Genomic DNA, 13,787 nt, shown 5'->3' on the forward strand with positions numbered 1-13,787 from the left:
TACTGAATCGTCAGTCAGTATCCGGAGCCGGTCCGCGCCCTGTCAACGAGCTGAACCGGGGTCCAGTGGCGTGCCCCGGGCTCCGCGGCGGCACCCCGGCGGGGCCGGGCTGTCGTAGGGGCCGACCATAATGGGGACCTCACCCACTTCACCGGGAGGTACCGTGACCGGACTGCGTTCCTCGAGCTCCGGGCTCCGCGCCCTGCGGCCCGCGGCCTTCGGCGCGGAACCGGGCGGTGAGCGCCTGGCACGCATCCGCCGCTCCCCCCACTTCAAGGACGGTGTCTTCCAGAACCCGGGCGGTACCGCGCGCACCCGGCCCTCCGGCTCCACGCTGGAGCTCGCGAAGGTGTTCCTCGACAAGGAGACCCGGCCCCTGCGCGCCCCGAAGGGCACCGTCCCGGTGCATCCCACGACCTTCGCCGACCTGGCCAAGCCGCCCGCCACCGGACTGCGGCTGACCTGGATGGGCCACTCCAGCGTCCTCGCGGAGATCGACGGTCGCCGGGTCCTGTTCGACCCCGTCTGGGGCGAGCGCTGCTCCCCGTTCCCCTTCGCCGGCCCCAAGCGGCTGCACCCCGTGCCGCTGCCGCTGGCCGCGCTCGGCGAGGTCGACGTGGTCGTCATCTCGCACGACCACTACGACCACCTGGACCTGCCCACGATCAAGGCGCTGGCCGGCACGGACACCGTGTTCGCCGTGCCGCTCGGCGTCGGCGCCCACCTCGAGCACTGGGGCGTCTCCCCGGACCGGCTGCGCGAGCTGGACTGGCACGAGTCGACGCGGGTCGGCGGCCTCACCCTCACCGCGACGCCCGCCCGCCACTTCTGCGGCCGCGGCCTGCGCAACACCCAGCACACCCTCTGGGCGTCCTGGGCCGTCACCGGCGAGGAGCACCGGATCTACCACAGCGGTGACACGGGTTATTTCGAGGGCTTCAAGGACATCGGTGCGGAGCACGGCCCCTTCGACGCCACGATGATCCAGATCGGGGCCTACAGCGAGTTCTGGCCCGACATCCACATGACTCCTGAGGAGGGCCTGCGCGCCCACCTCGACCTGCAGGGCGGAGCGCCGCACGGCGCGCTGCTGCCGATCCACTGGGGCACGTTCAACCTGGCGCCGCACGCGTGGGCGGAGCCGGGTGAGTGGACGAACGATGCGGCCGAGGAAGCCGGCCAGGCAGTGGCGTTCCCGCGGCCGGGTGAGCCGTTCGAGCCGGCGGGGAGGCTGCCGGTGGAGGCATGGTGGCGGGCGGTGTCCGGTCCGATCGCGCACCCCTGGCGGCGTCCCCGGAGTACTGAGGGTGTGGCCGAGACGATCAAGAGGGATCTCGACCTCGCTGGTGAGCGGTGACGTCGGTCGGCATTCCTCGGGGAAATCGGCACCGCTCTCGGCGCCCTCGGTGCAACTGGGGAGGCTCTGTCGTTGACCCCGGACAGGCCACACCACCATCGTCGACATTCGCATCGACCTGGTGGAATCACCACGTTGGGCTGCCCGGCGAAGCTCGCTTCGCCGGACCGACGGGAGAAGCCGATCTACACAGCGCGTGGACCGCGATAGCGTCCGACAGGCCCTCAGCGGCGTCCACACCACGGCGGTGAGTCTGCAGCGGCCGTAGGGTGCCCGGCGGCCGTCCATGCCTCAGCCCTCGAGGAGATCACCCTGGGGGGAAGATTCCCGGCAGGTAGCCTCTGGCAGGGGACAGATCCCGCCAGTCGAGGTCCCCCTCCTCCACGGGTGCTACTCGCCAGTCGTCCTCCTCGTTCAAACTGTGGAACGCCTCGTGCAGGAAGCCGGGGAGTACCTCGCTGTCCCGACGGCCCGGGCGGCGCCGGTCCTCAGGAACCGTCCAGTCGGCCGCGAAAAGAGTGCCGTCGATGTAGAGCGTGCGCTCCTGGCGAGGCCGGTGGCGGGCGAGCAGGCCCAGGATGTCGTCGCGAAGGCCCGCGGTTTCATTGCGTCGAGCCGCCCGTTCCACACGCTGCAGCACCGGCGCCAAGACGCCGAGTGTCACGCCGAGCGCCGCGAAGCCCGCCACGACGTAGTCGCCCAGAATGAGTGGTTCCTGATGGGCGAAGGCGTCCAGGAACGGCGCGTAGTAGGCCAGCACATGCAGGTCCGGGTCGACGGGAAGGTCTACGGCGCGAGGGGCGGCTGTGTCCGGGTCGATCGCCGTCAGACGCATGGGGCTATGGGGGGAGGAGAAGTGCACCGCGCTCGCGTATGCGATCTTCGGCACTTCGCCCTTAATGGTCTTGACTGTCCTCTTCTGTTCCTCCATGGCTTCGCGCAGCTCATTCGTCAGCGGGCCGGAGCGGCCCTTGGCTTCCGCGACGACATAACCGCCGACGGTCCGCTCTCCGAAGAAGTCCGCCCGGCTCCGGCCGGGGGCGAAGGTGAGATTGTAGGCGGAGGCGTAGCGGGCGACATGCATGAAGAACCGGACGGACAGCTGCCTCTCGGCGAAGATCTGGCACATGGCCTGCCCCAGGGTGTAGGACAGCATGCCCTTCTCGGAGGGGTCGAGCTCGCGGGCGAGGTCGGTACGTGTGATGCGACGGACCGGATCATCGCTCCAGCTGAGATAGGCGGGCAGGACCGCCACCCTGTGGCACCACTCGTACGCCGACGACCTCCCGTGCTTGGCCTGGTCGTACGGGGCCCTGCCCGTGATGAACAACGCGCGCGCCAAGTCCTGCGGCAGGACTGGCAGATCCTGCTCGACGGGGACGCCGGTGCCGGCCGGGAAGAGCGTGGCGTTGGTTTGCACGTGCGCGGGGCCATTGAAGGACATCGTCGCCGCTTTCCGGGTTCAGGACCGTCAGACACAGACCGTGAGGATCGTCGTACCGGCATCTCTCTATCACCCCGGTCCGCAGTCCGCCCCGGCATCAGCGGAGACGGAAGCCGGAACTCTGGCTCGCCACAAGGCTCCGGCCGCGCCGGGCAACTGTGTCCGCGTGCCGCCCTGAAGGCGACGGGCGGGTCGGGCCGCGTCGGCGAGGACGGGGGAGCGGTGAGCGTGGCGGGGGGCGACCTGGCTGTCCTGGTCCAGATGCTCTCGGACATGGCACCCGAGAAACGCGCACGCGTCCTGGATGCGGTCGACGGCCGCCACCGTGAGCGGAAGCCACCAGCGGAACAGCACTTTGTGCCGCTGCCGACGCGGGGATCCGCGTCATCGGGCTTGGACATTCACGTCCGGCAGGCGCCTGAGGAGGGCGGTGTCTCCTCAAACGCCTCGCAACGCCGAGCAAGTCCCAACCGGTAGGCCGCGCCACGAGACGGAGCGTCCATGATGGCGGAGAGTTTCACTATGAGGTTGTCCGCTCCGGTAGCGTTGAGGCAATCCGGTCGGCGGACTCGCGGCTGGGTCAATCAGTAGGAAAACCGGCGGCTGGCGCGGCTGGGGGACATCGGCAGAGGAACCAGACGATGGCCACGGTCTACCGTGTGGTGACCATAAACGACGAAGGCCAGGAGCGGAGCGCTCGGTACTTCGATGTGGACGGTCGGGACATCGATGATCGCCACCCGTCCAGGGGGCTTCTCCCTTCCCCGCAACGGCAGCCTGAGGATCCGCCCGTCACTCCGGAGCCGGAGCAGGTATCACCCGTTTTCAGGACCGTCGTGTTCAACCCGGCGTGGTGGGAGGATCTGAGGGGGTGCACGGCTGTGTTCCTGCCGGGCGATCCCCCGCGCTCCGGACGGATCGCTTTCCACGCCCAGGATGGGCGGCTGCCGGCCGGTGCTCCTACCGAAGAACTCCTGGTGGTCCTGCCGCACGGTCGCGGAGGACGGCGACGGACCGTTCCCGCGGTGGTGTGCCCGCTCGCCGACGTTCTGCCGTTGCTGCTCGACGAACCGCCGGAGCGGCTTACCGCGACAGGTGCCGCATGGCGCCACGCGGCCCTCTACGCGCTGCACATGGCCGGCCGAGGGCTGTTGCTGCCCGGGCTGAGTGCCGGCGGGTACGACGCCTGGAGGCTGGGGCCGTTCTCGCAGGAGGACGCCGGCTGGGTACGGGCATTGGCCGGATCCCTTGACCCCGCCGCGTACGCGACTCCGTTGCAGCAGGCCGGGCGTGGACGTACTCCGCTGCTTCTGCCGCATCCGTACGACCGGCTGCGTCTGTTCCTGGACGCGGTGGCCGACTTGCTGCCGCGCACGCCCGCCGCTGCCGCCGCTGCAGGGCAGGCCGCTTTCGCCGGCCGGGACCCCAGGCATCTGCCGGGGCTGTGGAGCTGGGCCGCCAAGGTCGCCGACGGTCGGGACGCCGGTGTCCAGCTCTCCCTCCGGCTTGAACTGCCGGACACGGAGGGGTACTTCGACAGCGCCGACGACGGCGCGGGCGCGGGCACTGCGGACCGCCTCGGAGCGGCGGTGCGGTGCGTGCCCCAGGTGCGCTCGCTGGCGGATCCGTTGCTGCTCGCCGACCTGGCCGAGGTGCGATGTGGGACCGTGGACGGATTCGGTCCTCGTGACCGTGCGCGGATCGACGCGACGCTGCGTGCGGCCGCCGAGGTCTGGCCCGTACTCGCCGGACTGCTGGAGCCGGCCGGGCCGGACGCACTGGACGTGGACGACGACGCCTTTCGCGCCCTGCTGGACGGTGGCATCGGTGCCCTGGCACGGGTGGGTGTGGCGGTGCACCTGCCTAAGGACCTGGTCCGGGACCTCGTCGTACAGGCAGTCGTCGAGCCCGGGAGCGGTTCGCCGGACGAAGAACCGGAGGGATCGGGCTTCTTCACACCCGACGCGCTGCTCTCCTTCCGCTGGGAGCTGGCGGTGGGCGACCGCACTCTCACCCCTGCGGAGCTCGACCGGCTGGCACAGGCCGGGCGCTCGCTGGTGCGGCTGCGGGACCAGTGGGTCGTCGTCGACGAGGCGCTGGTCCGCAAGGCCCGGATTCGATCACGCGAACTGGGCGCCCTGGAGGCACTGACGGCCGTCCTCACGGGCGAGGTGGCGGGCGACGACGGATCCGTCACCCCGGTGCGGCCGAACGGATGGCTTGCCTCCCTCCACGACCGGCTGACCGCACCGGAGCACGCCGCGGATGCCGAGCTGCTGCCTCCCGCCGGGTTGGAGGCCACCCTGCGCGGGTACCAGCTGCGTGGCCTGGCCTGGCTGGACCGCCTCACCCGTCTCGGCCTGGGCGCCTGCCTCGCGGACGACATGGGGCTCGGCAAGACGATCACCGCCATCGCCCTCCACCTGCGCCGGCAGGAGGATCCGAGGACGGCCTGCGGCCCCACCCTGGTGGTGTGTCCCGCCTCGCTGCTCGGCAACTGGGGGCGGGAGATCGACAGGTTCGCGCCCGGCACGCCCTGGCGCCGTCATCACGGATCCGCACGTGACCTCGGTGACTTCCGGCCCGGGGAGATCGTCCTCACCACCTACGGCACACTCCGCCGTGACCTGCCCGACCTCTGCGAAGCCGGACCGTGGGGACTTGTCGTAGCCGACGAGGCGCAGCACGCCAAGAATCCCGCCTCGGTCACTGCCAAGGCCATGCGCGCCCTCCCTGCCCAGGCCCGGGTGGCGCTCTCCGGCACACCGGTGGAGAACAACCTCACCGAACTCTGGTCGCTCCTGGACTGGACCACGCCCGGTCTGCTCGGCCCGCTCACCGCCTTCCGGGACCGCTACGGCCGGGCCGCCGAACGCGCCGCCCGCGGCAGCGAGGCCGAGGCTGACGCGGCGGCCGCCGGACGACTCGGCCGCCTCATCCGCCCCTTCGTGCTGCGCCGCCGCAAGTCCGACCCGGGCATCGCCCCCGAGCTGCCGCCCAAGATCGAGACCGACCACCCAGTCCGGCTGACCCGGGAACAGACAGTGCTGTACGAGGCACAGGTACGGGAGTCGATGGACGAGATCCGCAACGCACAGGGCATCACCCGGCACGCCCTGGTCCTCAAACTCCTCACTGCCCTCAAGCAGATCTGCAACCATCCCGGCCACTACCAGAAGGAGGAGACGACGGCCCGCCTCACCGGACGCAGCGGCAAACTCGAACTCCTCGACGAACTGATCGACGTCCTCCTGGCCGAGAACGCGTCCGTGCTGGTCTTCACCCAGTACACGCGGATGGCGCGGATGCTGCAGGCGCATGTGGCCCGGCGCGGTGTGCGGACGCTCCTGCTGCACGGCGGGACACCGGTGCACCGCCGTGAGGAGATGGTCGACGCCTTCCAGAGGGGCGAGGTCCCGGTGTTCCTGCTTTCTCTGAGAGCAGCCGGCACCGGCCTCAACCTCACCCGGGCGTCCCATGTCGTCCACTACGACCGCTGGTGGAACCCCGCCGTCGAGGACCAGGCCACCGACCGCGCCTACCGTATCGGCCAGACCCAGCCGGTCCAGGTCCACCGGCTGATCACCGAAGGCACCGTCGAGGAGCGCATCGCACAGCTCATCTCGTCCAAGCGCGACCTGGCGGACTCGGTCCTCGGCGGAAACCGGGGAGAGGCCGCGATCAGCGACCTGACCGACGACGAACTCGCCGACCTGGTCGCCCTGCACACCACCGCCGACCGGAGCAGCCGATGAGCCGCAACGGCACAGGGAAGCGCCGCGTTGATCTGGTCCTCCCGAAGCCGCCGCCGGTACCGGGGCAGCGGAAGCTGACGGACGGGCCGTGGGGCATCCTGTGGATCGCAGCCCTGGAAAGTCCCCGCAGACGGGACTCCGGGCACGCGGCCAGGCTCGACCGTGCTCGCACCTATGCCCGGCGCGGGGCGGTCGGAGACATCACCGTACGCGCGGGCGAACTGTCCGCCCGGGTCACCGGTAGTGGCCGCCGCCCGTACAGGGTCACACTCCGCGTTCCCGAACTGCTCGAGGCGGAGGTGGACCGGCTGCTTGAGGCATGGACGGACGACGTCGACGCCGCCGCCGAACTGTCCCGCGGGGAGCTCGGCGAGGCAACCGCGCGCATCGCCGTCTCCGAAGACATCGCCCTGGTACCCAGGCCCGGCCTCACCGACTACGAGTGCACCTGCCCTGACTGGGGCTTCCCCTGCAAACACGCAGCAGCGGTCTCCTACCAGTACGCCCGGGCCATCGACGCCCGCCCCGACGCCCTCCTGCTTCTCCGCGGCCACCACGTGGACTTCCTGCGTGAGGAAGCAGCGCTCCGGTGCGCCGAACGCGAGGCCGCCGCTGCCGAACAGGCCGCTGAAGAAGCGGAACTGACCAGGGCGGGCGCGGCTCGCGGAGTCCCGGCCGGCGAGGCGTTCGCGCGGGCCAGGCAGGAAGGCGGACTGCCTCCCCTGCCGGAGCTTCCCGCCCCGGAGACCGGGGCCGCCACCGTCGGGCCGTTCCCGGATCCGGGCCACGAGGACAGCCTTGTGGCCCCCGACCGGCTGCGCACGCTGGCCGACGACGCCGCCCACCGTGCCGCCGACGCCTACAGCCACGCGGTCGCCACCGGAGGCGCCCCCGCCGCCCGGCTCTGGCTCGACACCGACCCCTGGCTGGACACCGTCCGGCGCGCGGCACGAGCGGACGGCGATCCTCGCGTCGTCGGCCGTCTGCTGAACAGTTCAGACCAGGCGCGTGCACGGCTCGCGCGGGCAAGCGCGGCGTGGAAGCACGGGGGCCAACCCGCGCTGGCCGTCCTCGACGGAGGCCAGGTGCCACCGCGTGCCGCGGAGACCGCGGCACGCGAACGACTCCTCACCCGGCCGCTTCCCGGCCTGCCCGGCCCTCCCCTGCTGCGCCGCACCGGCGGCCGCCTCCAATTGGTCGGTCACGACATCGAGTTGCGGTACGGACCGGACGGTCACTGGTACCCGTTCCGCAAGCGGTCCGGCCAGTGGTGGCCGGCCGGCCCTCCCTCCCAGGACGCCGTGGAGGCTGTGCTGCCAATCCTGCCGGGGACATGACCGGCCGGATCAGCTCCGATACCTCGTCCGGTGGTCACTCGGGGACGACTACCCCCGGTCCATGCCCACCAGCACACCGCAGGCCCGACCGACGGCAAGCCCTCGAACCGGACGACACCCGGCGACTTGCACAACGCCCACTCAGATCTCGAAGAGGCCGGGACACCACGGTGTGGCCGGAGGCTTGGTGCCCCGGACGACGACCCGTGAAGACCTCGACCTGGTGAGGGAGGGCTGACCGCGGACGTACTGCAAGCGCATGACGCATGCGCTTGCAGCTTGTCCGCGGCTGAGCGGAAGCCAGCTCTTCGAGCTATCGACGGGGCGCCGCGTTGGCAGGGGCGGGGCAGGCATCGGAGTATCGGCCGCTGATCGGATCAGACCGCCGGGCTTGTGACCTGGGCTGTCGCGCACCTTCCGAGTCAGCAGCCCGCAGGTCTCCCACCCGTGCGGTTGCCAGGTGGGTTGGGGACGAGCGCGGTGTCGGGTCGGACGTGCGGACGCGCGTGGACGCCGTCGGCGAGGGCCTGGACGCGGGCTGCCGGAGCGGAACTCGCGTGGACAAGGCTCCGGGTGTGTGAACCGCTTGATCGCGCCGTGCGGTCGACGCGCTTTACCGGCCGGTCGGACGGGCGGATCAGCGCAGTCCGGCGAAGAGATCGTTCTCGGGTATGGCCGCGCCGGTGGCGTCCTGGACACGTAGGAAGGTCTCCATGCCCATCAACTCGCCGAACCTCTCCTTGCCCATCCTGAGGAAGAAGATGTTCTCGCCCTGACTGGCGTGCGCGGCCAACGCGTCGAACTTCTGACCGCTGAACGCGGTGGTGTCCACCCATGTGGTGATCTCGTCGTCGGGGAGACCGATCTCGGCCATCGCGGCGGCCTCGGCAGGATCCGGCTCCGGCATGTCCCCACCGAACTCGCGCATGATTTCGCCGAACCGCTGCATCATCGAGCGGGGCATCGTCGTCCAGTACACCTTCGGTGTCAGCGCAGTCATCTCCAGCGCCGCCATCGTGATGCGGTGGGCCTGGATGTGGTCGGGGTGGCCGTAGAAGCCGTTCTCGTCGTAGGTGACGACCACATCAGGTCGGTAGTGTCGCATGAGTTCCGCGAGTCGGGCCGCGCCTTCCTCCACGGGGGTCTGCCAGAAGGATCCGGGGGCGCCGTTGCTCGGCCAGCCCATCATCCCGGAGTCGGCATAGCCCAGCATCTCCAGATCGCTGACCTTCAGGACGTCACAGCTCGCCACGAGTTCCTGACGGCGCATCAAGGCGACCGCCGCCGGATCGTGCCCGGGATCGCCCGGCTTGACACCCCCCGGTCCGTCACCGCAGCCTCCGTCGGTACACGTCACGAGAACCGTGCGGATGCCTTCCGCCGCGTACCGTGCGAGGACCCCTCCGGTTCCGGTGGCCTCGTCGTCGGGGTGGGCGTGTACTGCCATGAGCGTCAAGGGCCGGTCAGTCATGAAGCAGTCCTCCTGCAGAAATACGTCTTGGTCCGAGTGCGCGGCGGGCGTACCGCGATGCTGGGGCCCGGCAGGCGGGCGACCTTGTGGTCTCCGTGCTCCCCGCCCGTGCGGCGCCGGTCCCTCGGTCGATGCAACCGTGCCGACCGGACCTGCTGTTCCCGGCGCGGCGGCTTGGCCTTCCAGGCGACCGCCGGTGGCCAGCGTCCTCAAACGACCTGGCTTTCGCGGAAGTCTCGTTCACGACAGATGGAGGAGCGCCGTCAAAATCGCCAACAATAGCCGCCGGAGATCGCCGTTCTCCATGGTGCTGCGATGTGGAAAGCCCCGAACCCGCCCTCGCTGCCCCGGATCTGCACGTGGTGATGTGCTGTGCGATGTGCGCCGTTACCTGTACGCGGTGCTGAGCTGCACTGTCAATTGGGGAGTCGAACCCCCGCGTTGCTCTTCACGCGCCAGGAGTGGGCTGGAAAACCGCCGGCCCTCGGTGTGTGCACGCCTCCGAAGCTGCTACCTGCTCCACATCGTCCCAGCTTGCTGGACTACTCAGTCCAGCAGGTCGACCTCCCAGTTCGTACGCTGGATCCGCACATCGACCTCGCGGATCTCCCGGGCGAGTGCATCCGCCTGGCCACGCAGTTCCGCGACCGGAAGCGCGGAAAGCATCATCAGCTCGGACCGAAGCTGCCGGCCGTATCCCCGCTCACCCTTACCCGCCGCAGCGTCCGCCGCCGCGGTGACCACAGAGTGACGCAACCGCAGGACATCCCGGCGTGCGAGGGCATCGGTGAGCGTGCCGTCCGGACCCATCTCCACGGTGGCATTGGTCCGGTTGATCCGTTGGATCAACGTTTCCAGAGCGTTGAGCACCTCACCGGCCTCAGCCAACAGCTGAGCTGCATCCTCGGCCGGTGTCTCCCCTTCCTGGTACCGCGCACTGCTGACGATGCGCGCTCGCAGCTGTTCCACACGGCGCGTCGCCTCTGCACGTTCTGCCAGTGCCTCAGCAAGCTTCATCTCCACCTCCCCCTCCATGAGCCCGCACGAGTATACGAGTGCGAACCAGCGCATACGCACCCGGATTTTGATCCGCCGGAGCCCCGACCAGCCACTGGAGTGAGAGCGGACAGCCGCTACGAGTGCCACGAAAGAGAAGGCGCGATAGTGCCGCAGCATGTCCTCGGGATAGACCGCCATGTAGTGCTCGGTGGCGCACAAATTTCGTGACCGAGAATCTTGGCGACGATATGCGGGGGCAGTCCACTACTGACGGCCTCGCTCGCGAACAGCCTCCAGAAGTCCGCAAGTGGCCCGTTCCGGAGGTCATGCCTGTGGCCCCTCGTGACGACCTCGACCTAGCGCGGCTCCGGCGCACCCGGTGATCGGCCTGAGGGTGTGGGCCGTCCTGGTTTGATGGCGACTCGACCGGGGGCGGCGCCCCGAGCGACCGGTCGGCGGGCCTGCGTCACGTGCGGCCGAACTCCGGTCTGTGACAGCTCTGTCCTGGGCGGGCCGGTACGATCGCCGGGGCGGTCTCTGCCAAGGCCGCATGTTGGCATTCCCGGGCGGGGAGGAACGGCATGGGGGATGCGGCGGCCGCCGGCGCTGGACCGTTGCGCGCACTGCTCATGGGTGTGAGCCGCTTCGCCCCGGCTGTCGCAGAGGTCGAGGAATCCGCGCCCGGTCGGCACGGCTGGGACGCACTGCCGTTCGTGCCCGAGCTGATGTCCAGGCTGGAGCAGGCGTACGGAAAGCTTTCGTACGACGTAACTGCCGTACGGGATCCCGACCGCAAGACAGTGCGGCAGAGCTGGACCGACGCGAGCGAAGAGCAGTACCGCATCGTGCACGTCATCTCGCACGGCACATCGACGCCGACCGGTCGGGGTCGGAACAAGGCGGCCGAGGGCTCGGAGCGGCTGTCCATGGTGCCGTCGTGTGGCGATGCCGGGGTCGGAACCGACGTGAGCCTCTGGGTGCAAGAGGCAAACGGCCTGCCGCACCCCGTGCTGTTCCTGGTCGACCTGTGCCGTGCCGGACGTACGGCTCGGATAGCGCAGTTGGCCCAGATCCCCGACGACCAACTGCACGCCTGGGTGATCGCGGCCACCAGCCCGGACCGCGCGGCCTACGACGGCGCGTTCAGCACGGCCGTGGCCGAGGTGCTGGAGGAGATAGCGGCCAACGGCCTCGACACGTCGCCGTTGCTGCGCTACGTCCGGTGGGACCGGGTGACCTCGGCGATTCAGCTCAGGCTGGGCGAGATCAACAGTCGGCAGAAGGTCCACTCCACCAAGGTCGACACGTCACAGCCGCTTGAATTGCCGTTCTTCCCCAACCCGAACTGGGTCAGTGACCCACGGCTGGAACGGCTCCAGGCGGTCGATGCGCCTGTGCGGGCGTTCGTCGCAGACCTGGGCGCCGAGCACTTCATCGACCGTGTCGGCGATCACTTCGTGGGCCGCAGCCGGCTGCTCGCCGACCTCGCGCCCTGGGTGGACGACCCAGCCGGCGTCGGGCTGCGCGTCGTCACCGGGGCACCCGGGTCCGGCAAGTCGGCTCTGCTGGGGGCGCTGGTCTGCGCCGGACACCAGGAGATCGTCCGGGCCGCGCCCGACATCCGCAAGCACCTCGCGGCGCAGCAGCCCGACGGCGTCCCCTCACCGAACCCGATCCTGGCGGCGATCCACGCCCGCAACCGCGACCTCCAGGCCATCCTCACCTCACTGGCCCTGCAGTGGGGACTCCAAGGCCACGACGCCGCCGCACGCAACGAGCCGTGGACCGTACCGGACCTGATCGAGGAACTGTCGCTGCTCCCGGCCGTCCCGCCGCTGATCTTCGATGCCTTGGACGAGGCCGACGACCCTGTCGACCTGATGCAGCGGCTGTTGTTACCGCTGGTGGAAGCCGTACGTCCGGACGGTCTGCCCGTAGTTCGGCTCCTCGTCGGCACACGGCGCGGCACGCGCTTCCAGCTGCTCCTGGATCAGGCCGTGCGGCGCGGCGCCCTGCTCGACCTCGACGATGTACCGGACGACGAGCTGCGCGCCGATCTCGCCCGGCACCTGGCGCTTCGACTCGCCGAACTCCCCGGCTACCGCGAGGCGTCCCGGCGCCCCGTCCGCACCACGCTGGCTCGGGCGATCGCCACCACCCTCACGCAGGATCCCAGGACTACGCGGGAGTGGGGCCCGTTCCTCGTGGCCCGCATCTACGGCCGTGCCCTGGAGACGCTCGAAGCACCGGCGGACGTGGTAGCCGCCGCGCACCTGGGCGCGAGCGTTCCGCTCACGCTCCCCGGCGTACTGGAACTCGACCTGAGCCTGCATCCGGAAGGCTCGCGCCTGCGGGCCGTGCTGGCCGCGGTGGCCTGGGCCAAGGGAGAAGGTTTCCCCACCGAAGCCGTTGCCGCCGTCGCGCCCGAGTTCGACCCCGAGGTCGGCGACCACAACGTCCGGCTGCTTCTGGAAGCCAGCCGTTTCTATCTGCGTACCGGCGTGGAGAGCGACGGTTCCACGCTCTACCGGCTCTTCCACCAGGGCCTGGCCGACTACCTCAAAGCAGTTCCTTACTCAAGCGGAGGCCTGGAGTGAAGATCGTCGGGATCCACGGAATCGGCAATCACCGGCCGGGCGAGTCGGCCGAGACGGCCGCCAAGAACCTGTCTGAGGTCTGGGCCAAGCACCTGGGCGCGGACGTACAGGTGGTCTACTACGCCGACCTGCTCCGGGAGCAGGGCCGCCAGAGCGACGACGCGGATCTGGAGGACCTTACGGAGGCGGAGGAAGAGCTGGTGCTCGAGCTCCTCGCCGCCCAGCGTTCAGACGCCGCCACCGCTGCCGGGTCCGGACGCGTCGCCCAGGGACTGCTGACCGCCCTGCTACGCGACGGCATCGCCGACATCGCAGAGAGCTGGGCGTGCCCCGAATGGCTCATGGAGTGGTTCATGGTCCGCTGGGCCAAGGAGGTCGCCGCCTACCAGGCCCCGGGCCCGGCCCGGGACGCGGTTCAGCAGCGGCTGCACGACACGATCGTCCAACATCGGCCCGACGTCCTGATCGCCCATTCCCTGGGATCCGTCGTGGCGTACGAAACGCTGCACCATGAGGGCACACCGCACATACCGCTGTGGGTGACGGTGGGCTCGCCGCTCGCCCTGTCCAAAATGGTCTTCGACCGGTTGGTTCCCAAGCCCGAGGGAGGCAGAGGCGTACGACCGCAGGCGGTGGGCCGCTGGACGAACCTGGCCGACCCCGGAGACCCGGTCGCCATTCCCGTCAAGGGGGTCTCGCGGCGCTTCCGCGGCGTCGAAAGCGACGAACACGACGTCATCCACCAGGGGTTCAAGTTCCACCACGCGGAGTACTACCTGAAGTCGGGTGCACTCGCCCGGCTGTTGGGCACGGTGGCGTGAGAGAAG

Annotated in this window: 8 protein-coding genes; 5 read left to right on the forward strand and 3 right to left on the reverse strand. The window is 69.9% G+C overall.

Translation table 11 applies throughout. The features are described 5' to 3' along the window. Window positions 1-163 precede the first annotated feature (163 nt). On the forward strand, window positions 164-1,357 hold the full coding sequence (locus tag ACZ418_RS09730) for an MBL fold metallo-hydrolase (RefSeq protein ID WP_468359638.1): 1,194 nt from the start codon (window positions 164-166) through the stop codon (window positions 1,355-1,357). Between the two features lie 307 nt (window positions 1,358-1,664). On the opposite strand, the gene ACZ418_RS09735 is transcribed toward ACZ418_RS09730, so the two are convergent. After that, window positions 1,665-2,612 (reverse strand): hypothetical protein, encoded by a 948-nt coding sequence (locus ACZ418_RS09735; RefSeq protein ID WP_468359641.1) that lies wholly within the window; start codon window positions 2,610-2,612, stop codon window positions 1,665-1,667. A 1,214-nt stretch (window positions 2,613-3,826) separates the two neighbouring features. On the opposite strand from ACZ418_RS09735, the gene ACZ418_RS09740 reads away from it, so the two are divergent. Both ACZ418_RS09740 and ACZ418_RS09745 read left to right on the forward strand, forming a co-directional pair. After that, window positions 3,827-6,556 carry a DEAD/DEAH box helicase gene (locus tag ACZ418_RS09740; RefSeq protein ID WP_468359644.1) on the forward strand — a complete coding sequence of 910 codons (2,730 nt, stop codon included), beginning with the start codon at window positions 3,827-3,829 and terminating at the stop codon, window positions 6,554-6,556. After that, window positions 6,553-7,893 (forward strand): SWIM zinc finger family protein, encoded by a 1,341-nt coding sequence (locus tag ACZ418_RS09745; RefSeq protein ID WP_468359647.1) that lies wholly within the window; start codon window positions 6,553-6,555, stop codon window positions 7,891-7,893. Before ACZ418_RS09740 ends, ACZ418_RS09745 begins: the two co-directional genes overlap by 4 nt. A gap of 637 nt (window positions 7,894-8,530) precedes the next feature. Here ACZ418_RS09745 and ACZ418_RS09750 read toward each other — a convergent pair. Both ACZ418_RS09750 and ACZ418_RS09755 read right to left on the reverse strand, forming a co-directional pair. Next, the gene (locus tag ACZ418_RS09750) at window positions 8,531-9,364 is read right to left on the reverse strand and encodes a PIG-L family deacetylase (protein WP_468359650.1); all 834 of its coding nucleotides are present in this window, start codon (window positions 9,362-9,364) and stop codon (window positions 8,531-8,533) included. 546 nt (window positions 9,365-9,910) lie between these two features. Next, window positions 9,911-10,381 (reverse strand): DIP1984 family protein, encoded by a 471-nt coding sequence (locus ACZ418_RS09755; protein WP_468360765.1) that lies wholly within the window; start codon window positions 10,379-10,381, stop codon window positions 9,911-9,913. A gap of 563 nt (window positions 10,382-10,944) precedes the next feature. Here ACZ418_RS09755 and ACZ418_RS09760 point away from each other — a divergent pair. Both ACZ418_RS09760 and ACZ418_RS09765 read left to right on the forward strand, forming a co-directional pair. Then, complete coding sequence (locus ACZ418_RS09760; protein ID WP_468359652.1) at window positions 10,945-12,960, forward strand: hypothetical protein; 2,016 nt, start codon at window positions 10,945-10,947, stop codon at window positions 12,958-12,960. Then, window positions 12,957-13,781 (forward strand): hypothetical protein, encoded by an 825-nt coding sequence (locus ACZ418_RS09765; protein ID WP_468359655.1) that lies wholly within the window; start codon window positions 12,957-12,959, stop codon window positions 13,779-13,781. Before ACZ418_RS09760 ends, ACZ418_RS09765 begins: the two co-directional genes overlap by 4 nt. Window positions 13,782-13,787: the final 6 nt, after the last annotated feature.

This window comes from Streptomyces sp. NPDC030820, from assembly GCF_055572075.1.